General features: G+C 65.6%; 17 protein-coding genes. 13 read left to right on the top strand and 4 right to left on the bottom strand.

The window, feature by feature from the left end:
- The first annotated feature begins 2 nt into the window (after positions 1 to 2).
- The 13 genes from murC (at position 3) to ACXAED_RS01905 (ending at position 14,718) form a co-directional block, all read left to right on the top strand.
- Positions 3 to 1,400 (top strand): UDP-N-acetylmuramate--L-alanine ligase, encoded by a 1,398-nt coding sequence (gene murC / locus ACXAED_RS01965; protein WP_475046490.1) that lies wholly within the window; start codon positions 3 to 5, stop codon positions 1,398 to 1,400.
- Positions 1,401 to 1,500: 100 nt separating this feature from the next.
- Positions 1,501 to 1,749 carry a DUF2484 family protein gene (locus ACXAED_RS01960; RefSeq protein ID WP_475046489.1) on the top strand — a complete coding sequence of 83 codons (249 nt, stop codon included), beginning with the start codon at positions 1,501 to 1,503 and terminating at the stop codon, positions 1,747 to 1,749.
- A gap of 123 nt (positions 1,750 to 1,872) precedes the next feature.
- Positions 1,873 to 2,184 carry a hypothetical protein gene (locus ACXAED_RS01955; RefSeq protein ID WP_475046487.1) on the top strand — a complete coding sequence of 104 codons (312 nt, stop codon included), beginning with the start codon at positions 1,873 to 1,875 and terminating at the stop codon, positions 2,182 to 2,184.
- Positions 2,136 to 3,077 (top strand): UDP-N-acetylmuramate dehydrogenase, encoded by a 942-nt coding sequence (gene murB / locus ACXAED_RS01950; RefSeq protein WP_475046485.1) that lies wholly within the window; start codon positions 2,136 to 2,138, stop codon positions 3,075 to 3,077. The genes ACXAED_RS01955 and murB overlap by 49 nt, the downstream gene beginning before the upstream one ends.
- Before the next feature lie 357 nt (positions 3,078 to 3,434).
- Positions 3,435 to 4,313: a D-alanine--D-alanine ligase gene (locus tag ACXAED_RS01945; RefSeq protein ID WP_475052981.1), complete on the top strand. Its 879-nt coding sequence runs from the start codon at positions 3,435 to 3,437 to the stop codon at positions 4,311 to 4,313.
- A complete protein-coding gene (locus ACXAED_RS01940; protein ID WP_475046483.1) occupies positions 4,301 to 5,194 on the top strand; it encodes a cell division protein FtsQ/DivIB in 894 nt (297 codons plus the stop codon). The genes ACXAED_RS01945 and ACXAED_RS01940 overlap by 13 nt, the downstream gene beginning before the upstream one ends.
- A 1-nt stretch (position 5,195) precedes the next feature.
- Positions 5,196 to 6,530, top strand: a complete 1,335-nt coding sequence (gene ftsA, locus ACXAED_RS01935; RefSeq protein WP_475046481.1) for a cell division protein FtsA — start codon at positions 5,196 to 5,198, stop codon at positions 6,528 to 6,530.
- Positions 6,531 to 6,902: 372 nt separating this feature from the next.
- Positions 6,903 to 8,618 carry a cell division protein FtsZ gene (gene ftsZ / locus ACXAED_RS01930; protein ID WP_475046480.1) on the top strand — a complete coding sequence of 572 codons (1,716 nt, stop codon included), beginning with the start codon at positions 6,903 to 6,905 and terminating at the stop codon, positions 8,616 to 8,618.
- Positions 8,619 to 8,817: 199 nt separating this feature from the next.
- Positions 8,818 to 9,765, top strand: coding sequence for a UDP-3-O-acyl-N-acetylglucosamine deacetylase (gene lpxC, locus ACXAED_RS01925; protein ID WP_475046479.1), 948 nt, complete (start codon positions 8,818 to 8,820; stop codon positions 9,763 to 9,765).
- A gap of 240 nt (positions 9,766 to 10,005) precedes the next feature.
- Positions 10,006 to 10,854 carry an outer membrane protein assembly factor BamD gene (locus ACXAED_RS01920; protein WP_475046477.1) on the top strand — a complete coding sequence of 283 codons (849 nt, stop codon included), beginning with the start codon at positions 10,006 to 10,008 and terminating at the stop codon, positions 10,852 to 10,854.
- Between the two features lie 27 nt (positions 10,855 to 10,881).
- Entirely contained in the window at positions 10,882 to 12,531 is a 1,650-nt protein-coding gene (recN, locus tag ACXAED_RS01915) for a DNA repair protein RecN (RefSeq protein WP_475046475.1), read from the top strand.
- 91 nt (positions 12,532 to 12,622) lie between these two features.
- Positions 12,623 to 14,305 (top strand): chloride channel protein, encoded by a 1,683-nt coding sequence (locus ACXAED_RS01910; protein WP_475046474.1) that lies wholly within the window; start codon positions 12,623 to 12,625, stop codon positions 14,303 to 14,305.
- Between the two features lie 221 nt (positions 14,306 to 14,526).
- Positions 14,527 to 14,718 carry a hypothetical protein gene (locus ACXAED_RS01905; RefSeq protein WP_475046473.1) on the top strand — a complete coding sequence of 64 codons (192 nt, stop codon included), beginning with the start codon at positions 14,527 to 14,529 and terminating at the stop codon, positions 14,716 to 14,718.
- Positions 14,719 to 14,905: 187 nt separating this feature from the next.
- Here the strand turns inward: ACXAED_RS01905 and ACXAED_RS01900 are convergent, their stop codons facing one another.
- The 4 genes from ACXAED_RS01900 to cobS form a co-directional block, all read right to left on the bottom strand.
- Positions 14,906 to 15,247 (bottom strand): DUF427 domain-containing protein, encoded by a 342-nt coding sequence (locus ACXAED_RS01900; RefSeq protein WP_475046471.1) that lies wholly within the window; start codon positions 15,245 to 15,247, stop codon positions 14,906 to 14,908.
- A gap of 73 nt (positions 15,248 to 15,320) precedes the next feature.
- Positions 15,321 to 17,111 carry an aminopeptidase P family protein gene (locus tag ACXAED_RS01895; RefSeq protein WP_475046470.1) on the bottom strand — a complete coding sequence of 597 codons (1,791 nt, stop codon included), beginning with the start codon at positions 17,109 to 17,111 and terminating at the stop codon, positions 15,321 to 15,323.
- 372 nt (positions 17,112 to 17,483) lie between these two features.
- Positions 17,484 to 19,361, bottom strand: coding sequence for a cobaltochelatase subunit CobT (gene cobT / locus ACXAED_RS01890; protein ID WP_475046468.1), 1,878 nt, complete (start codon positions 19,359 to 19,361; stop codon positions 17,484 to 17,486).
- 193 nt (positions 19,362 to 19,554) lie between these two features.
- On the bottom strand, positions 19,555 to 20,541 hold the full coding sequence (cobS, locus tag ACXAED_RS01885) for a cobaltochelatase subunit CobS (protein ID WP_058284445.1): 987 nt from the start codon (positions 20,539 to 20,541) through the stop codon (positions 19,555 to 19,557).
- Positions 20,542 to 20,757 lie beyond the last annotated feature (216 nt).

The raw sequence follows: 20,757 nt of genomic DNA, 5'->3' as shown, positions 1-20,757 counted from the left end.
GTATGAACCCAGCAACCAAACTGCCCGGTGATGTCGGCCCGATCCACTTTGTCGGTATCGGAGGCATCGGCATGTCGGGCATCGCCGAGGTGCTGTTGAACCTCGGCTATATGGTGCAGGGATCGGACCTGAAATCCTCCAAGATCACTAGCCGCCTGCAGGAGCTGGGGGCGCGCATCTTTGTGGGCCAGAAGGCGGAGAACCTGGAGGAGGCCGCGGTTGTGGTGATCTCCTCGGCGATCAAGCCGGGCAACCCGGAGCTGGACGAGGCCCGCCTGCGCGGCCTGCCGGTGGTGCGCCGCGCCGATATGCTGGCGGAGCTGATGCGGCTGAAATCCAACGTCGCCATTGCCGGCACTCACGGCAAGACCACCACCACCACGATGATGGCGGAGCTGATGGTGGCCGGCGGCTTTGACCCGACGATCATCAACGGCGGCATCATTCACGCCTATGGCTCCAACGCGCGGATGGGGCAGGGCGAATGGATGGTGGTCGAAGCGGATGAGAGCGACGGTTCTTTCAACCGCCTGCCCGCGACCATTGCCGTGGTGACCAACATCGACCCCGAGCATATGGAGCATTGGGGCGACTTCGACCGCTTGCGCGACGGGTTTCTGGAGTTTGTTTCCAACATTCCGTTCTATGGCGTCGCGGTTTGCTGCACCGACCATGCCGAGGTGCAGGCGCTGGTGGGCCGGATCTCCGACCGCCGGGTGGTGACCTATGGCTTCAACGCACAGGCCGATGTGCGGGCGGTGAACCTGACCTACAAGGGCGGCGTGGCGCATTTCGACGTGGTGCTGCAGGCCGAGGACCGGGTGATCGAGGGCTGCACCCTGCCGATGCCGGGAGACCACAATGTCTCCAACGCCTTGTCCGCCGTCGCGGTGGCGCGGCACCTGGGCATGAACAGCACCGAAATCCGCACCGCGCTTGCGGCCTTTGGCGGCGTCAACCGCCGTTTCACCAAGGTGGGCGAAGTGAACGGCGTCACCATCATTGACGATTACGGCCACCACCCGGTGGAGATTGCCGCGGTGCTCAAGGCGGCGCGCCAGGCCTGCGAGGGCCGGGTGATCGCTGTGCATCAGCCGCACCGCTATTCACGCCTGTCGAATCTGTTTGACGACTTCTGCGCCTGCTTCAACGAGGCGGACGTGGTGGCAATTGCCGAGGTGTTTGCCGCCGGCGAAGACCCGATCGAGGGCGCCAGCCGCGATGACCTGGTGGCGGGCCTGATCCGCCACGGCCACCGCCATGCCCGCGCACTGCTGAACGAGGAAGACCTGGAGCGCCTGGTGCGCGAGCAGGCGCGGCCCGGCGATATGGTCGTCTGCCTGGGCGCGGGCACCATCAGCACCTGGGCCAACGGGCTGCCGGACCGGCTGGAACGTTGAGGGCGCGATTGCAGAAAGGGGGCTCTGCCCCCCGCCGCCTGCGGCAGCTCCCCCCGGGATATTTCCGGCCAGATGAAGCTGCCGGATTGAGGAGGCGGAAATGACGCTGTCTTTGACGCTTGCCGCTGTCTGGGCGCTGGCCGCCAATATTCTGGGGATGATCCCCAGCCGCGACGGCCATTGGACCCGGGCCTATGTGCTGATTGCGCTGGGCATTCCGCTGCTGGGCTATGTCGCCTGGGAGAACGGCCCCTGGTGGGGGCTGGCCGTGCTGCTGGCGGGGATGTCGGTGCTGCGCTGGCCGGTGATTTACCTGGGCCGCTATATCAGGCGCTCCCTGGGACGCTGACGGCCGCGCCGCAGCCAGGCGCCGGACTTAACGAAATATTTTCTGTGGTGGCCTACCAATGCGCGAGGAGCGATTGTTCCTTGTTGCGTTCCGGCATGTTTTTGCCGCCGGTGGAGGCTGCTCATGGCCGCTGTGTTTGCAGCCTGGCTCGCGTTTGGCGCGGCTTGGCTGATTGGCTTCTATTGTCTTGCCCGCTACCGGAGGCTGCGGCTCGCCAAGGGGGTGGCAGTGCTCTGGGCTGGTATTCTGGCGGGGCTGGCCGTCAGCGTGTTTGAGCAAAATCATGAACACGATCTCCGCCAGAGCGTGTTGTCCCTTTATTTCAATGGCCATCTTGTTTACGGACTGTGCGCGTTCATAGGCTGGAAACTGGGGCAGAAAAGACGATGGCGGCGCGTTCTGAAATCATACTTCCGGCGGCTCGCGGGCGGCTGACCCGGCAGAAGCTGCTGGCGGAGCTGACCTGGCTGCGGGTGGGCGGTCCGGCGGACCACCTGTTTCAGCCTGCGGATACCGAGGATCTGGCCGCGTTCCTGCGCCAGCTGGACCCGGCGGTGCAGGTGTTTCCGATGGGAGTCGGATCCAACCTGATCGTGCGCGACGGGGGCTTGCGCGCGGTGGTGATCCGGCTGGGCCGCGGTTTCAACAGCATTGACACGGATGGCGATACCGTCACCGCAGGGGCGGCAGCGCTGGATGCGCATGTGGCAAAGAAAGCGGCGGATGCGGGTATCGACCTCACCTTCCTGCGCACCATCCCCGGCTCGATCGGCGGAGCGGTGCGGATGAATGCGGGCTGCTATGGCAGCTACACCGCCGATGTGTTTGTTTCGGCCACCATCGTGACCCGTCAGGGAGAGATCCGCGAGATCACCGCCGACGAACTGGGCTTCCAGTACCGCCAGACCGCGTTCCCCGAGGGCGCGGTGCTGGTTTCCGCCACGCTGCGCGGCCCCAAGGGCGATCCGGCGGAGCTGCACGCTAGGATGGAGGCTCAGCTGCAAAAGCGGGATGAGACGCAGCCGGTCAAGGACCGCTCGGCCGGATCGACCTTCCGCAACCCGGCGGGTTTCTCCTCGACCGGGCGGGCGGACGATGTCCATGACCTTAAGGCCTGGAAGGTGATCGACAACGCCGGCATGCGCGGCGCCCGGCGCGGCGGTGCCCAGATGAGCGAGAAGCATTCCAACTTTCTGATCAACACCGGTGGCGCAACCGCCGCAGATCTGGAAGGCTTGGGCGAGGACGTGCGGAAAAAGGTTTACGAGAATTCCGGCATCACGTTAGAGTGGGAAATCATGCGGATTGGTGATCCGCTTCCCGAATAACTGGAAAACCTGAACGCTGACAAAGGCTTCTGCAGCCGCAGCTTGAGGCACCATATGGTCCCGGCGGGACCCGGGCAGCGGCAATTGTTAAACGTGGTAAAGGCAGTGTTAACACCCCGGTAAGTATTTGGGCGTTAGGGTGCCGAAGAGGCGGCAATGGCTTGCCGGTTTTCAGGGGCGCGGCCCCCGCAGGATCCGGGGCGAAGAGCCCCGCAAAAAACAGCCGGAGGCATTCCGGCGCTAAGGCATGAGGCGGGCCCTGACGGGGTCCCAAGAACCAGGGGCAGAAAAGCCCCGCATATTGAGGCGCTTGTGGTGAGTAAGTCGAGCAGGGCACTCCCGAAAGTCGCGGTGCTGATGGGCGGACCGTCGGCCGAACGCGAGGTATCGCTGTCCAGCGGCCGCGAATGCGCGGCCGCTTTGCGCGGTGAGGGGTTCGAGGTTGTAGAGGTGGATGCAGGCCGGGACCTGCACGCGCGCCTGGCAGAGATCAAACCGGACGTGGTGTTCAACGCGCTGCATGGGCGCTGGGGCGAGGACGGCTGCGTCCAGGGCCTGCTGGAGTGGCTGGGCATTCCCTATACCCATTCCGGCGTGCTGGCCTCGGCGCTGGCGATGGACAAGCAGCGCTCCAAGGAGGTCTACCGCTCCGCCGGGCTGCCGGTGGTCGACAGCGGCCTGTTTGCCAAGGATGACGTCACGGCCGGCCATGTGATGGCGCCGCCCTATGTGGTGAAGCCCAACAACGAGGGCTCCAGCGTCGGCATCTATATCGTGCATGAGGCCGCCAACGGCCCGCCGCAGCTGTCTGAGGAGATGCCGGCAGAGGTGATGGTCGAGACCTACGCGCCGGGGCGCGAGCTGACCACCACGGTGATCGGGGACCGGGCGCTGACGGTGACCGACATTCTGACCGACGGCTGGTATGATTATGACGCCAAGTACAAGCCCGGCGGCTCGCGCCATGTGCTGCCTGCGGATCTGCCGCGGGAAATCCATGACCTGTGCCTGGAATACGCGCTGAAGGCGCATGAGGCTTTGGGCTGCCGCGGTGTCAGCCGCACCGATTTCCGCTGGGATGAGGCCCGCGGCGCCAGCGGGCTGGTGCTCTTGGAGACCAACACCCAGCCCGGCATGACACCGACGTCGCTGGTGCCGGAGCAGGCGGCCCATTGCGGCATGACCTTTGGCCAGCTGTGCGCCTGGATGGTGGAGGATGCTTCATGCAACCGCTGAAGGGGCGTTTCCGGCGCAGCGCCGAAGGGCGGGCGGATCCGGCGCCGTCGCGGCTGAAATACCGGCTGCAGCGCTGGATGCTGACTCCGGGCATCCGGTTCGGCTTGCGGTTCGGGGTACCCTTGTGCCTGGTCCTGGCGGCCGGCAGCGCCTACCTGGCGGATGAGGGCCGCCGCGATGCGCTGCAGGGGCTGATCAACGATGCCCGCGCTGCGATCGAGGAACGGCCTGAGTTCATGGTCAAGGTGATGGCGGTGGACGGGGCCGGCACCAGCGTGGCGCAGGACATTCGCGAAGTGGTGCCGCTGGATTTCCCGGTCAGCTCCTTCGATCTGGATCTGGAGCAGATCCGCGATGTGATCACCGGGCTGGACCCGGTGAAATCCGCAAGCGTCAGGATCCGTGCGGGCGGCATTCTGCAAGTGGATGTCGAGGAACGCGCGCCGGCGCTGATCTGGCGCAGCCGCGAAGGGCTGGCGCTGCTGGACGAAAACGGCATTCACGTGGCCGAGCTGGGCCGCCGCAGCCTGCATCCCGATCTGCCGCTGATTGCGGGCAAGGGTGCGGCCAGGCACGCAGGCCAGGCGCTGCGGCTGTTTGCAGCAGCGAAACCGCTGGGGCCGCGGCTGCGCGGCCTGGTGCGGGTGGGCGAGCGGCGCTGGGACGTGGTGCTGGACCGCAAGCAGCGCATCATGCTGCCGGCGGAAAACCCGGTGCGCGCCCTGGAGCGGGTGCTGGCGGTAAGCGAAGTGCAGGATTTGCTGGAACGCGATGTGGCGGCGGTGGATATGCGCCTGGCCGGGCGCCCGACCATCCGCATGACCGAAAACGCAGTGGAAAACTGGTGGCGCATCCGGCAGTTGAATGGGGGCGGGCAGTAACATGACAGATCTCTATCAGTCGCAGCGGGCAATGCGGCAGATGCGGCGCCAGGCGATGCAGCGCGGCGTGGTGGCTATTTTGGACGTGGGCAGCTCCAAGATCGCCTGCCTGGTGCTGCGTTTTGACGGCACTGGCAAGCTGAGCGAGGATGGCTCCATCGGTGCGCTGGCCGGGCAGTCGGGCTTTAGGGTGATTGGTGCGGCCACCACCCGCTCGCGCGGTGTGCAGTTCGGTGAGATCACCGCGATGCAGGAGACCGAGCGCGCCATCCGTACCGCGGTGCAGGCGGCGCAGAAGATGGCAGAGGTGCGCGTCGATCACGTGATCGCCTGTTTCTCCGGCGCCAATCCGCGCTCCTACGGGCTGGACGCCAAGCTGGATCTGGAAGGCCAGGTGGTTTCGGAGAATGAGGTCGCCCAGGTGCTGGCCTCCTGCGAAGTGCCGGAATACGGCGCCGGGCGCGAGGTGCTGCACGCGCAGCCGGTGAACTTTGCGCTCGACAACCGCTCGGGCCTCGCCGATCCGCGCGGCCAGATGGGGCAGACCCTGGCGGTCGACATGCACATGCTGACGGTCGATGCCATCGCCGTGCAGAACCTGGTGCGCTGCATCCAGCGCTGCGACCTTGAGCTGGCGGGGATCGCGTCGTCGGCCTATGTCTCCGGCTTCTCGGCGCTGGTCGAGGATGAGCAGGAGCTGGGCGCGGCCTGCATCGACATGGGCGGCGGCTCCACCTCGATCTCGATCTTCATGAAGAAGCACATGATCTATGCCGACGCGGTGCGTCTGGGCGGCGATCACATCACCAGCGACATCTCGATGGGGCTGGGGGTGCCGCTGGCCAATGCGGAGCGGATCAAGACCTTCTGCGGCGGCGTCCATGCCACCGGGGCCGACGACCGCGACATGATCGACATCGGCGGCGATACCGGCGACTGGGAGCATGACCGCCGGACCGTCAGCCGGGCGGAGCTGATCGGCATCATGCGGCCGCGCGTCGAGGAGATACTTGAGGAAGTGCGCGCACGGCTCGATGCGGCCGGGTTCGAATACCTGTCCAGCCAGCAGATCGTGCTGACCGGCGGCTCCAGCCAGATCATGGGTCTGGACGGGCTGGCGAGCCGGATCCTCGGTCAGCAGGTGCGCTTGGGCCGCCCGCTGCGGGTGCATGGCCTGCCGCAATCGGCGACCGGGCCGGGCTTTGCCTCTGCCGTGGGGCTGTGCCTGTTTGCGGCGCACCCGCAGGATGAGTGGTGGGATTTCGACATGCCCGCCAGCCGCCATCCGGCGGGCACCCTGGGCCGCGCCGTGCGCTGGTTCCGCGACAACTGGTAACCGGCAAATCAATTCAACCTGGATGGGCAAAGAGGGCGTGACAGCGCCGGCAGGACCCGTTAGGTTGTTCTTAACGTCCGCGCAAAAGCGGCGATTCAGCAGGCCGGGCAGTGGCCAGCCACAGATCAGGGAAACGTCCTCCGCACTAAGGATTTTGCGGATGGATCCTCTGTGTTGTGTTGGGCTTGTGCGTAAACCGCAATATCTGCTAGGGACGGCGAAATACCGCGGTTTGGTCTTAGAATTGAGACCTTATTTTGTGGCACTTTGTGCTTTTTGGGATGACGAAACATCCCCTCCACGGTAAGATTATGGTGAATAGGACAGGAACAAGCCCTTTGCGGGAGGGCGGGTAACACAGGCGGTAAGAGCATGACGTTGAATTTTTCGATGCCCGGGCAGGAAGAGTTGAAGCCGAAGATCACGGTATTTGGTGTCGGCGGGGCCGGCGGCAACGCCGTCAACAACATGATCGAGAAGGAATTGGACGGCGTTGAATTCGTCGTGGCCAATACCGACGCGCAGGCCCTGCAGCAAAGCGCGGCCAAGGCCCGCATCCAGCTGGGTGTGAAAGTGACCGAGGGCCTGGGCGCAGGCGCCCGCCCGCAGGTGGGCTCCGCCGCGGCTGAGGAAAGCATCGAGCAGATCGTCGACCATCTGGCGGGCGCGCATATGTGCTTTATCACTGCCGGCATGGGCGGCGGCACTGGCACCGGCGCGGCACCGATCATCGCGCAGGCGGCGCGGGAACTCGGCGTGCTGACCGTTGGTGTCGTGACCAAGCCGTTCCAGTTCGAGGGCCTCAAGCGGATGCGCCAGGCCGAAAGCGGTGTCGAAAGCCTGCAAAAGGTTGTGGACACGCTGATCATCATCCCGAACCAGAACCTGTTCCGCCTCGCCAACGAGAAGACCACCTTCACCGAGGCGTTCTCGATGGCGGATGACGTGCTGTATCAGGGCGTCAAGGGTGTGACCGACCTGATGGTGCGCCCGGGCCTGATCAACCTCGACTTTGCCGACGTCCGCGCGGTGATGGACGAGATGGGCAAGGCGATGATGGGCACCGGCGAGGGCGAGGGCGAAGACCGCGCCGTGCAGGCCGCCGAGAAGGCGATTGCCAACCCGCTTCTGGACGAAATCAGCCTCAAGGGCGCCAAGGGCGTGCTGATCAACATCACCGGCAGCCACGACCTGACCCTGTTCGAACTGGACGAGGCGGCCAACCGCATCCGCGAGGAAGTGGACCCGGATGCCAACATCATCGTGGGTTCCACCCTGGACACCGGCATGGAAGGCAAGATGCGGGTCTCCGTCGTGGCCACCGGCATCGACGCCACCGACGTGAACACCGATATGCCGGTGCCGCGCCGCCCGATGTCGGCACCGCTGCGCCAGACTGTCACCGTCGAGGAAACCCGCGCCGCACCGCTGGAACTGGAAACCCCGGTTGAACAGCCGCGGCCTGTGGAAGCTGCCCCGGCCCCGGCCCCGGCTGCGGAAGCTGCTCAAGCCCCCGCCGCGCTGGAAGAGCCGTCGCTGTTCGAAGAGATGAACGTGCAGCAGGCCGCTGAGCAGGACCAGTCCGGCGACGTCTTTGAAGAGCCGGAGCAGATGGGCGATGACGGCCTGCCGCCGCCGGCCTATCAGCCGCAGGTGCCTGAGTTCCGCCCGCAGGCGGATGCTGCCGGGCAGCAGGCAGACGCCTTTGTCGCACCCAAGGCGCCCGCGCCGGGCACCCCGTCGCCGCAGGCGCTGGAGCGTCTGCAGGCCGCGGCCCAGCGGGTCCAGCAGCCGCAGGCGCAGCAGCCGCGTCCGGTGGCGCCGGTTGCACCGGCTCCGCAGCAGCAACAGCAACAACAGCAGCAGCCCGAGGGCCAGCGCCGGTTCGGCCTGAATTCGCTGATCCACCGGATGACCGGCACAACTGAGACCCCGGCGGCCAAACAGCAGCCGCAGGCGGTGCGCCAGCAGCCCGCAATGCAGGCGCCGGCACCCTCGGCACAGCCGCAGCAGGCCCAGGCGCAGCAGCCTGATCCCGACCAGGAACGCATCGAAATCCCCGCGTTTCTGCGCCGCCAGGCCAACTGACGCATCACATCTGACGCTGACGAAAGCCGCCTTTTGGGCGGCTTTCTCTTTTTGGATCAGTGCTTTGCGTGGATCTAAGCGGTGTTTTGCCTATCTGTTACAGCCATGTTTCAAACCGTTACAAAGATTGAGTTGTAGGTTTTTTTCCAAAACCTTAACTCTCTTTCGCAACACGGCCCGGGAGGCCGGACATAGTGAAATGAGGCACAACGTGCAAAATACGCTCAAGGCATCGGTGGCATTTGAAGGGGTCGGCCTGCATTCCGGCAAACCCGCCCGCATGATCCTGATCCCGGCTCCGGCGGGGCATGGGATCGTGTTCAAGCGCACCGACATCGCATTGGGCAACACTATGGTTCCGGCCCGCTGGGACCTGGTTGAGCGCAGCCCGCTGTGCACCCGGCTGGTCAACACCTCCGGTGTGAGTGTTTCCACAGTCGAGCACATCATGGCGGCGCTGGCTGGCTGCGGCGTGCACAATGCGCTGATCGAAATCGACGGCCCGGAAGTGCCGATTGTGGATGGGTCCTCGGCACCGTTTGTGCGCGGCATCATGAAATACGGCGTGCAGCGCCAGGGCGTGCCCGCGACTGCCTATGAAGTGCTGAAGCCGGTGACGGTTGAAAAGGACGGCGCCCGCGCCACCCTGCTGCCATCGGACCGCCTGACCATCGAATTCCACATCGACTTTGCCGAAGCCGCGATCGGCCGCCAGAGCAAAGTGCTGGACATGCGCAACGGCAGCTTTGCGCGTGAGCTGTGCGACAGCCGCACTTTCTGCCGTCAGGCGGATGTCGAATCCATGCAGGCCAACGGCCTCGCCCTGGGCGGTGTGCCGGGCGAGAACGCGGTTGTGTTTGACGGGGACCGGGTCGAGAGCGGCGCGGGCCTGCGCCACTCGGACGAGCCTGTACGCCACAAGATGCTGGATGCCCTGGGCGATCTGGCACTGGCCGGGGGGCCGATCTTGGGGCGCTACGTTGGCGAGCGCGCGGGGCACGCGCTGACCAACACCTTGCTGCGAGCCTTGTTTGCGGAGCCGGGTGCAGTCCGGGCCGTCGTCTGCGATGCAGCGATGACCGCACGGCTTCCGGGGCAGGGGCTGATCTGGTCGGAAATCCCGGCTGAACAGCGCCGCGTGGCATAAGGCAGAAAACCAGGAACGAGCGGACAACTGGCCCGGGACCCCCTTGTCCCGGGTCTTTTCATGTGGCCGCAATGGCAGCCCTTGCGGCAGGGAATTCCCGCGCAGCCTTGACCGCGGGCGGCTTTCTCTGCCATGTGAACCCGGAAGTGGCGAAAGGCATTTTGCGCGCCATTCGAATATGCTAGAGACGGCATAACCGGGGCGGACACCCGTAAGTCAATGACGGTGAGGTTAGGCATTATGAACGGCATCAGGGCAGGAGCCAGAACCTTGGGCGCGGTCGTTCTGATGGCGGTGCTTGCGGGCTGCGGCGGTGACGGCGGCGCAGTCAAGCGCGGCGAGTTGGTCGAGGCCTATTCCCCCGATCAGATCTATGAGCGCGGCGAGTTCGAGCTGGCCAACCGGCGTCCCAAGGATGCCGTTTATTATTTTGCCGAGATCGAGCGCCTGTACCCTTATTCCGAATGGGCGAAACAGGCGGTGATCATGCAGGCCTTTGCCTATCACTCGACCAAGGATTACGAGAACAGCCGCGCCGCCGCGCAGCGGTTCATCGACTTTTACCCGGCAGATGAGGATGCGGCTTATGCCCAGTATCTGCTGGCACTCAGCTATTACGACCAGATCGACGAGGTGGGCCGCGACCAGGGGCTGACCTTCCAGGCGCTGCAGGCGCTGCGCACGGTGATCGAGGTTTACCCGGACAGCCAGTATGCCACCTCGGCTATCCTGAAATTCGACCTGGCCTTTGACCACCTGGCGGGCAAGGAGATGGAGATCGGCCGCTACTACCTGCGCCGCGGCCATTACACCTCTGCAATCAACCGCTTCCGGGTGGTGGTGGAGGATTTCCAGACCACCAGCCACACGCCAGAGGCGCTGCACCGCCTGGTCGAGGGCTATCTGTCGCTGGGCCTGACTGCCGAAGCACAGACTGCGGCGGCCATTCTGGGCCACAACTTCCAGTCCACCGATTGGTATGAGGACAGCTACAGGCTGTTGACCGCGCAAGGGCTCAAGCCCAAGGACCGCGGCAACAACTGGCTGAGCCAGATCTACCGGCAGACGGTGAAAGGGCAGTGGCTGTAAGGGCCGCTGCGGCAATGGGGCGGGGCAATGCTGCGCGCGCTTGATATCCGGGATATCCTGATCATTGACCACCTGGAGCTGAATTTTCAGCCCGGGCTGAATGTGCTGACCGGCGAGACCGGGGCGGGCAAATCCATTCTCCTCGACAGTCTCGGTTTTGTGCTGGGCTGGCGCGGCCGCGCCGAACTGGTGCGCCAGGGCGCCAAGCAGGGCGAGGTGCTGGCGGAATTCGACCTGCCAGCAGATCACCCGGCTCATGCGATCCTGGAAGAGGCCGGGCTGCCCGGCGGCGACAGCCTGATCCTGCGCCGGGTGAACACCGCCGACGGTCGCAAGACAGCCTGGGTCAATGACCGGCGCTGCTCGGGCGAAGTGCTGCGGGCGCTGTCGGAAACCCTGGTGGAACTGCACGGCCAGCATGACGACCGCGGGCTGCTCAATCCGCGCGGCCACATGGCGCTGCTGGACCAGTATGCCGGCACCCAGCCGCTGCTGGCCAAAGTCCGGGCGGCCTGGGCCGGAGCGGCCAAGGCGCGCAAGACGGTGGCGGCCACCCGTGCCGCGCTGGAGGCCGTGCGGGCCGAGGAAGAGTTCCTGCGCCATGCGGTTGCTGAGCTGGACAAGCTGGATCCGCAGCCGGGCGAGGATGAGGCGCTGGACACCCGCCGCCGCCAGATGCAGGCGGCCGAGCGCATCCGGGGCGACATCGCCCGCGCCCATGCGCTGCTCAGCGAGGGCGCCGAGTCCGCGATGGGAGAGGCGCAGCGCTGGCTGGAGGGCGTTGCGGGCCAAGAGGACGAAACAGGCCTGGATGAGCCGCTGGCGGCGCTGAGCCGCGCGATGATAGAGCTGGGCGATGCTCAGGACGGTGTGGAGCGTGTGCTTGGCAGCCTGGACTTCAACCCGGGTGAGCTGGAAGACTGCGAGGAGCGTCTGTTTGCGATCCGCGCGCTGGCGCGCAAGCACGGCGTGCAGGCGGATGAACTGGGCGACTATGCCGAAACCTTGCGGGCGAAGCTTGCCGCGCTGGATGCGGGCGATCAGAACCTGGCCGATCAGGAGGCCGCGCTGAAGGCGGCAGAAGACTTTTACACGCAAGCCGCCAAGCAGTTGGGTGCTGTGCGCCGCCAGGGCGCCGCATCGCTGGACAAGGCGGTGATGGCGGAGCTGGCGCCTCTCAAGATGGAGCGGGCGGTATTTGAGACCCGCATTACCACGGCAGAGCCGGGACCGGACGGAACCGACGCGGTGGCCTTTACCGTCGCCACCAATCCGGGCGCGCCTGCCGGGCCGCTGAACAAGATCGCTTCGGGCGGGGAGCTCAGCCGCTTCCTGCTGGCGCTCAAGGTCTGCCTGCGCGGCGAGGATGCCAGCAAGACGCTGATTTTCGACGAGATCGACCGCGGGGTCGGCGGTGCAACGGCGGATGCTGTGGGCCGCAGGCTGCGCAACCTTGCAAGCGGCGGCCAAGTGCTGGTGGTGACCCACTCGCCGCAGGTGGCGGCGCTTGGCGGCCATCATTGGCAGGTGCGCAAGCAGGTGATCGACGGCATGACATTGTCACAGGTGGTGCCGCTGGATGGAACGGAACGGGTGGATGAGCTTGCCCGTATGGTGTCCGGTGATACCATCACCAACGAGGCCCGTGCCGCGGCCCGCGCGTTGCTGGCCGGATAACCTGCCGGAACACCTGGCGGGGTGAGGGTTCTTTAACCGGCTTCATGGCAGTTGTAGGCCATTGAAAACAAAAAAGACCCGCTGACAGGTTATGGTGCAAGAAATCCGTTCGTCCCTTTCCGCAATTTCCCTGCAATGGCTGGCCGGCCTTAAGGATATCTGGCGGGTGCTGCGCCACCGCGGCCCCAGCCAGTTCCAGTTCTGGCTGATCGCGCTGCTGATCGGCATCGCCGCGGGCTTTGCGGCGCTGTTTTTCCGCAAGGGGATCGCGGCGTTGCAGGCCTGGGTCTATGGTGCGCCGGATGTGGATTACCTGCACAGCTTTGCGCAGGGGCTGCCGTGGTACGTTCTGGTTTCCATTGCTGCGGGCGGCGGTCTGGTGGTCGGCCTGATCCTCGACCGGTTCACCCCGGACGGGCGGGTGCGCTCGGTTGCCGACGTGATCGAGGGCGCGGCGCTGCACGACGGCCGCGTCGAGCAGCGGGAGGGGCTTGCCTCGGCGCTGGCGTCCTTCATCACGCTGTCCACCGGCGGCTCAACCGGGCGTGAAGGGCCGGTGGTGCATATGGCCGGGGTGATCTCCACCTGGGTCAGCAACCGGATCAATGCCGACGGCATCACTGGGCGCGACCTGTTGGGCTGCGCGGTGGCGGCGGCGGTGTCTGCCAGCTTCAACGCGCCGATTGCCGGCGCCCTGTTCGCGCTGGAGGTGGTGCTGCGCCACTTCGCGGTCAATGCCTTTGCGCCTATCGTGATTGCCTCGGTCGCGGGCACCGTCATCAACCGGCTGGAATACGGCGATGTCACCGAATTCACCCTGGTCACGCCCGGTGCGCTGCAATTCTATGTGGAGCTGCCCGCGTTCCTGATCCTGGGGCTGATCTGCGGCCTGGTGGCGGTGGTCCAAATGCGGGCGATCTTTTTTGCCGACAAGGTCGGAAACAAGGTCCAGGAACGGCTGTGCCTGCCGCGCTGGCTGCGCCCGGCGGTATCCGGCGCCATGCTGGGGGTGATCGCGGTCTGGTACCCGCACATAATCGGCGTCGGCTATGAAACCACCGTGCTGGCGCTGACCGGCGGGCTGCTGCTGGCGGAGGCGGTGATTTTCACCGTGGTCAAGACCGCCGCCGTTGCCATTACCATGGGCGGGCGCATGGGCGGCGGGGTGTTCTCCCCCTCGCTGATGATCGGCGCGCTCACCGGGCTGGCCTTTGGCCTGATCGCGACCTCGGTGCTGCCGGACGTGTCGGGCACCCACACGCTTTATGCCTTTGCCGGCATGGGAGCTGTTGCTGCCGCCGTGCTGGGGGCGCCGATCTCCACCACGCTCATCGTGTTCGAGCTGACCGGCGACTGGCAGATCGGCCTGGCGGTGATGGTTTCGGTCTCCATGTCCACTGCGCTGGCGTCACGGCTGGTGGACCGCTCCTTCTTCCTCACCCAGCTGGAAAAGCGCGACATTCACTGCGCAGCCGGGCCGCAGGCCTATTTGCTGGCGCTGATCCGCGCGGGCGCCGTGATGCGGCCGATGGGTGACAGCCGCTGCGCCACGCTGGAAGAATGCCAGGCGCTGGTGGAGGAGGGGCTCTGCATCCGCGCCTCCGCCTCGCTGGAGGCGGCGATGCCGGTGTTCGACCGCGCCGACGCGGCCTTTCTCCCGGTGATGATGGAGGAGGCCGGCACGGAGGAGATCATCGGCGCCCTCTACCATGTGGATGCGCTGAAGGCCTATAACCGCGCCCTGGCCGCCACCGCCGCCGAGGAGCACAGATAGCCCCAGAAACCAGCTGCCCGGGCAGGACAGGTGCGGGTTCTGCGGCTGCCGCCCGGCTTTAGGCGCTTCGCAAGGGGGAAACCGGGCCGGATCTTCCCCGCATCTGTGAGAAATCCGCTACAGGTAAATGGAAAGTTAAGATTTGCGTTGCCCTGCGGCTGAGCCTCCGACAACACTACAACCAGGACATAGCAAGACTTACTCACTTCGGTAGGAAACTCATGCGTAACCTCGAAATCGGCCCGCAAGAGGCTGGTGCGAAAAATACGGCGGACGAGCGGGAAAATGAACGGGCGGCACTGGAGGCAGTGATCAACTACGCGATCCAATGCGCCCGGGAAACGGATATCCTTGGCGCAGGCGACGCGCTGGAGGAAGCCAGGCTGAACCTCAGCCGGGCCATTCTGACCTAGCCCCCTTCTTCCGGAACAAGGAATTGCAGCTTCCGGCCCGCAAGGCCGGATGTGCGGTACCTGTTGCCGCGCACCCCCAAAAAAACACCGGCGCCTTGGCACCGGTGCGGTCCGGATTAGGCTTCCGGAAATTCATAGCTGCCCCCGCGCGGGGCGGCGGCGGGGTGCCGCCGCAGACAGGTGGGGCTCAGACCTGCTCAACCTTGACAGAGTTGCTCAGCACAAATGCCAGGCAGCCCTTGATCTCTGCCGCCGCCTCTTTCGGATCCTCATAGCTCCAGGCCGCGTTTTCGGTGACCGAGGATTTGTTGGCGATCGAGAAATAGCTGGCCTCGCCCTTGTGCTCGCACTGGGTGGTCTTGCTGGTGCGGTCCAGGAACGCCATGGCAATGTCTTCGCGCGGGAAATAGATGACCGGATCCATATCGCCCTCCGTCAGCTCCAGCGCATTGGAAGTTTCGCCCAATACGGCGCCGCCGGAACGGACGACCCAGGTGCCTTCGGCCTTGCGGATACGGATATTTGTCATGCGTGATTTCCCATTTTCTTCGTTCGTGTCATCTTTTGTTCAGTCCATGTAACAGCCGGGTGTCAGACCCGGGTCACAACGGCGCGGTTGCGGCATCAAGCCACGCCTGCGCGGCGGGGCTGAGCTGCGGTCCGATCTTTGCTGCAACCTCCCGGTGGTAGCTGTCGAGCCAGTCTTTCTCGTCTGCTGTCAGCATGGAGGCATCCACCAGCCGCCGGTCTGCCGGGGCAAAGGTGAGCGTGCGCCAGCACAGCATTTCGCGCTCCGGGTCGCTGGTGTCAAGGGCCGGGGCCTCTTCAACAACCAGAAGGTTCTCGATCCGGATGCCAAAGGCGCCTTCGCGGTAGTATCCGGGTTCATTCGACAGGATCATGCCGGGCTCCAGCGGCACATGGCTGGTGCGTGCCAGCCGCTGCGGGCCCTCGTGCACGCTGAGATAGGCGCCGACGCCGTGGCCAAGGCCGTGATTGAAATCCTGCCCTGCCAGCCACAGCGGCATCCTGCCGATGGCCTCGATATCGCGGCCCGCCAGCCCCTTGGGCCAGCGCAGACGGGACATGGCGATCATGCCCTGCAGCACGCGGGTATAGGCGGCGCGCTCCTCGTCTCCGGGGGTGCCGATGGCGATAGTGCGGGTGATGTCGGTGGTGCCGTCCAGATACTGGCCGCCGCTGTCCAGCACCAGCAGGTGGCCGTCCTCCAGCCGCGTGTCGGTTTCCTCGGTCACGCGGTAATGCATGACAGCACCGTTCTCGCCGGTGCCTGCGATGGTTTCAAAGCTGATGTCGCGCAAGCTGGGGTCTTCGCTGCGCAGGCTTTCCAGCTTTTTGACCGCATCAATCTCGGTGATGGTGCCGGGCGCCTGCGCGTCAAGCCAGGCCAGCATCTCCGCAATCGCCGCCGCGTCGCGCAGGTGGGCCGCTGCGCTGCCTGCGATCTCGGCGGCGTTCTTGCGGGCCTTGGGCAGGGCGCAGGGGTCGCTTGCGGGCACCAGCCGCTCGCCCAGCTTGTCAGCGACGATCTGCGGGACCGTGCCGGAGTCCGCTGCGACAGAGCCGTTGAGAGCTGCCGCGGCCTTGAGGAAGTCTTGGGGCGGATGCACGGTGACGGTGCTGCCGAAATGCGCCTCCAGGCCCGTGAGTTTCTCTGCCGCCATGAACAGGTCCACCCGCGCGTCGCTGTGCAGGATGGCAAAGCCATGCGCCACCGGGTTGCGCGCCACGTCGCTGCCGCGGATATTGAGCAGCCACATGATGCTGTCGGGCAGGGTGATGACGGCTGCCGTCTGGCCTGCGTCCTGGAGGCCCTTGGCCAGCCGCGTGCATTTGTCCGCGGCGCTTTCGCCCGCATAGTCCAGCGGATGGGCGGCCACGGGGTTCATTGGCGGTGCGGGCTGGTCCTGCCAGATCCGGTCCACCAGGTTCTCGGATTGCGCCAGGGTGATGCCGCTGCCCGCCAGCTCCTTGGTGAGCGACGTGATCTGTCCTGCGGGGTGCAGCCAGGGATCAAACCCCACCTTGCCCCCATGCGGCAGCTGCTCCTTCAGCCAGTCCGCCAGCTGTACCTCGGGCCAGGGCACGGGCGTGAACTCCTCGGCAACCTGGCGTTTCACCTGGGTGCGGTAGCGGCCATCGATGAACACACCGGCGATGCCCTGCAGTACCGCGCAGAAGCCCGCCGAGCCGGTGAAACCGGTGAGCCAGCTGAGACGCTCGTCATGAGGGGCCACATATTCGCCCTGATGCGCGTCGGCGCGGGGCACCAGGAAACCGTCCAGGCCTTCCGCCGCCAGCTCCTTGCGCAGAGCGGCCAGCCGGGGCGGGCCCTGTTCCGGGCGGGCGGTCACGTCGAAAGACTGATACATCGGCATGTCTCCTGCTGAAGGGGCGGGGCGGCAGGAAGCTTGCGCACTCCGGGGCCGCGGTAAAGAAAACGCGCGGGCCGGGGCGCGCGCCCCTTCTTGTCCCAAATCGCCCTGCTGCTGGCAAGGGCGGCGGCAGAGAGATTTCCCGGGACCTGACGGCACAACGCAAGGGGTAATCAAACGGGAGTGCTCCCGCCCGGCCGCGAGAGCATCACAGATGCCCTCCGGCCCGTTGGGCCAAGCGCCGGGTGCCTTCGGCACCCGGCGCCGCCGCGCGCGTCAGCGCGCGGCCATGCCCAAGGCTGAGGGCGGCATCTTTGATGCAGGCCAAAGGCGCGGGAGGGCTCCCTTGGCCGTCTGAGGTAGCTGGCGTCAGCTGGCGCGTTTGATGCCCATCACCCGTGCGCGGGCGCGCGGGTCGCTGTCGAACAGGGCGGCCAGCTGCTCGGTCATTGCGCCGGCCAGCTGCTCCACGTCGGTGATCGTCACCGCGCGTTCGTAATAGCGGGTCACGTCGTGGCCGATGCCGATTGCCAGCAGTTCCACCTGCTTGCGCTTTTCGACCATGGCGATCACGTCGCGCAGGTGTTTCTCCAGGTAGTTCGCCGGGTTCACCGACAGCGTCGAGTCATCCACCGGCGCGCCGTCGGAGATCACCATCAGGATTTTGCGGGCCTCACGCCGCGCCACCATGCGGCGGTGCGCCCATTCCAGCGCCTCGCCGTCGATGTTTTCCTTCAAGAGGCCCTCTTTCATCATCAGGCCCAGGTTGGCGCGGGTGCGGCGCATTGGGGCGTCGGCGCCCTTGTAGATGATGTGGCGCAAGTCGTTCAGACGCCCCGGCTGCTGCGGGCGGCCGTCGTTCAGCCAGGCCTCGCGCGCCAGGCCGCCCTTCCAGGCGCGGGTGGTGAAGCCGAGGATCTCGACCTTCACGTTGCAGCGCTCCAGGGTGCGGGCAAGCACGTCAGCGCATATCGCCGCGATGGAGATCGGGCGGCCGCGCATGGAGCCGGAGTTGTCCAGCAGGAGAGTCACCACGGTGTCGCGGAACTCAGTGTCCTTTTCGACCTTGAAGCTGAGCGGCGTGGTCGGGTTGGCAACCACCCGCGCCAGGCGGCCGGCATCCAGAATGCCTTCCTCGCGGTCGAACTCCCAGCTGCGGTTCTGCTGCGCCTGCAGGCGGCGCTGCAGCTTGTTCGCCAAGCGGCTCACCGCGCCTTTCAGCGGCTCCAGCTGCTGGTCGAGATAGGCGCGCAGACGCTCCAGCTCGGCAGGCTCGGCCAGCTCTTCTGCGTTGATTTCCTCGTCATGGCTGTCCAGGAACACCTTGTAGTCCGGGTCCGCATCAGAGACCGGCGGCGGGGCAGGCGGCTCCAGCGGCGCCTCGCCGTCGGGCATCTCGGTGTCCTCGGCCAGCTCGTCGTCGGCCATCTCGTCCATCGAGACCTGGGCCTGGCTTTCGTCCTGCTGCTGCTCCTGGCTCTGCTCGGGAGACGCATCGGCCTGTTCCTCGTCGGAATCGTCCTGGCCGGTGCTGTCCGGATCCTGCTGCTCCTCGGCGTTGTCCTCGGCCTCGTCATTGGCCTCGTCGTCCAGATCATCCGGGTCATCGCCCAGCTGGTCGCCATAGCCGAGGTCCGAGATCACCTGCCGCGCCAGTTTGGCGAAGGCGGCCTGGTCGGCAATGGTTTCGTCCAGGTTTTCCAGCGTGCCGCCGGCCTGGGATTCGATGAACCCGCGCCACAGCTCCATGATGTTGGCAGCGCCTTCCGGCAGCTCGCGGCCGGTGGCGAGGTGGCGGATCAGATAGCCCGCAGAGGCAGCCAGCGGTGCCTCGGAGGAGGATTTCATCTGGTCATAGCCGCGCCGGATCGACTCGTTGCGGATCTTCACGTCGATGTTTGACGCGGTGCCGGGCATGTGGCGCGCGCCCATCGCCTCGCAGCGGGCGGTTTCCATCGCTTCATAAAGATCGCGGGCCATCTCGCCCTGCGGCACGTATTTCGCGTGGGTGGCGTCGTCGTGGAACTTGTGGCGCAGCGCCAGCGCATCCGCGGTGCCGCGGGCCAGCAGCACCTCCTCGCGGCTCATCCGGCGGGAGACCTGCGGCAGGCGCATCGAGTCGCCCGACAGCCCGGAGGGGTCGACGGTATAGCTCACCGACAGTTCCGGGTCGTCGGCCATCACCTTTGTGGCTTCGGCCAGGGCTTTCTTGAACGGATCGGCGGGGTTGTCGTTCGGCTTTTTCATGGTCGCAAGGTGTCCTTGATCGAAGCATTCCGCCAAGTGCAGCCGTTGTCCAGCCTTCTTTGATTGTATCAAAGGGCATTGCCCGGCCGCGGGCAGGAAACGAAGTGCCCGCTCCGTTTTGCCGAAGGCGAACCTTGGGTTCGACGGGGCGGTCGGGCACTGCCCGGCGTTGCCGCCGGGCGGCACCTTGCTGTTAGCCCAGGCTCACGCTGGCGGCGCTTTCCGGCAGCTCTTCGTCGAAGCAGCGCTGGTAGAATTCGGCCACGGTCTGGCGCTCCAGCTCGTCGCATTTGTTCAGGAACGACAGGCGGAAGGCATAGCCCACGTCGCGGAAGATCTCGGCGTTCTGGGCCCAGTTGATCACCGTCCGCGGCGACATCACTGTGGACAGGTCGCCGTTCATAAAGGCGGTCCGGGTCAGGTCGGCAACGGTCACCATCTGGCTGATGGTCTTGCGGCCCTTCTCGGTGTTGTAATGCGGCGCCTTGGACAGCACGATGGCGCTTTCGGCGTCGTGGCTCAGGTAGTTGAGCGTCGAGACCAGCGACCAGCGGTCCATCTGCGCCTGGTTGATCTGCTGGGTGCCATGATACAGACCGGTGGTGTCGCCGAGGCCAACGGTGTTGGCGGTGGCAAACAGGCGGAAGAACGGGTTCGGGGTGATGATCTCGTTCTGGTCCAAGAGCGTCAGCTTGCCGTCATGCTCCAGCACCCGCTGGATCACGAACATCACGTCGGCGCGGCCCGCGTCATATTCGTCGAACACGATCGCAACCGGGTTGCGCAGCGCCCAGGGCAGGATGCCCTCGTGGAACTCAGTCACCTGCTTGCCGTCGCGCAGCTTGATCGCGTCCTTGCCGATCAGGTCGATCCGGGAGATGTGGCTGTCAAGGTTCACACGCACGGAAGGCCAGTTCAGGCGGGCGGCGACCTGTTCGATATGGGTCGACTTGCCGGTACCGTGGTAGCCCTGGATCATCACACGGCGGTTGTGGCTGAAGCCCGCCAGGATCGCCAGCGTGGTTTCCGGGTCGAACTTGTAGGTCGGGTCCAGCGCCGGCACCCGGTCGGAGCCGTCGGCAAAGCCCTTGACCGTCATATCCGTGTCGATCCCGAACACATCGCGCACCGAAATTGCTTCGGTCGGTTTCGCATTCATATCCACAAAGCCGTCGGTCATCCCAGTCGATCCTTATACCGCTTCCCTGCCATCAGGGTCCAATCCGCGGGATTGGTGCCCGATCTGGCGCGCGAGGGCAAGGGGAAGTGTGGCAGGAAACCAGCTGACGCCGCGATTGTTCCGGAACTGGACAGACGGCGCTGAGCGGACTGCGGACAGATGGCAGAGGAGGCGATACGCACTGCGCCCCCGGCCGGGCAGCAGGGGGCGCGTTTT

The sequence above is a fragment of the Leisingera sp. ABM4_103 genome (genome assembly GCF_056158685.1).
This window is presented reverse-complemented; position numbering and strand designations above follow the sequence as displayed.

Bases quoted from the DNA above. Each gene is read 5' to 3' on its own strand.
- murC (WP_475046490.1), top strand. From the start codon at position 3: ATGAACCCAGCAACCAAACTGCCCGGTGATGTCGGCCCGATCCACTTT.
- ACXAED_RS01960 (WP_475046489.1), top strand. From the start codon at position 1,501: ATGACGCTGTCTTTGACGCTTGCCGCTGTCTGGGCGCTGGCCGCCAAT.
- ACXAED_RS01955 (WP_475046487.1), top strand. From the start codon at position 1,873: ATGGCCGCTGTGTTTGCAGCCTGGCTCGCGTTTGGCGCGGCTTGGCTG.
- murB (WP_475046485.1), top strand. From the start codon at position 2,136: ATGGCGGCGCGTTCTGAAATCATACTTCCGGCGGCTCGCGGGCGGCTG.
- ACXAED_RS01945 (WP_475052981.1), top strand. From the start codon at position 3,435: ATGGGCGGACCGTCGGCCGAACGCGAGGTATCGCTGTCCAGCGGCCGC.
- ACXAED_RS01940 (WP_475046483.1), top strand. From the start codon at position 4,301: ATGCAACCGCTGAAGGGGCGTTTCCGGCGCAGCGCCGAAGGGCGGGCG.
- ftsA (WP_475046481.1), top strand. From the start codon at position 5,196: ATGACAGATCTCTATCAGTCGCAGCGGGCAATGCGGCAGATGCGGCGC.
- ftsZ (WP_475046480.1), top strand. From the start codon at position 6,903: ATGACGTTGAATTTTTCGATGCCCGGGCAGGAAGAGTTGAAGCCGAAG.
- lpxC (WP_475046479.1), top strand. From the start codon at position 8,818: ATGAGGCACAACGTGCAAAATACGCTCAAGGCATCGGTGGCATTTGAA.
- ACXAED_RS01920 (WP_475046477.1), top strand. From the start codon at position 10,006: ATGAACGGCATCAGGGCAGGAGCCAGAACCTTGGGCGCGGTCGTTCTG.
- recN (WP_475046475.1), top strand. From the start codon at position 10,882: ATGCTGCGCGCGCTTGATATCCGGGATATCCTGATCATTGACCACCTG.
- ACXAED_RS01910 (WP_475046474.1), top strand. From the start codon at position 12,623: ATGGTGCAAGAAATCCGTTCGTCCCTTTCCGCAATTTCCCTGCAATGG.
- ACXAED_RS01905 (WP_475046473.1), top strand. From the start codon at position 14,527: ATGCGTAACCTCGAAATCGGCCCGCAAGAGGCTGGTGCGAAAAATACG.
- ACXAED_RS01900 (WP_475046471.1), bottom strand. From the start codon at position 15,247: ATGACAAATATCCGTATCCGCAAGGCCGAAGGCACCTGGGTCGTCCGT.
- ACXAED_RS01895 (WP_475046470.1), bottom strand. From the start codon at position 17,111: ATGTATCAGTCTTTCGACGTGACCGCCCGCCCGGAACAGGGCCCGCCC.
- cobT (WP_475046468.1), bottom strand. From the start codon at position 19,361: ATGAAAAAGCCGAACGACAACCCCGCCGATCCGTTCAAGAAAGCCCTG.
- cobS (WP_058284445.1), bottom strand. From the start codon at position 20,541: ATGACCGACGGCTTTGTGGATATGAATGCGAAACCGACCGAAGCAATT.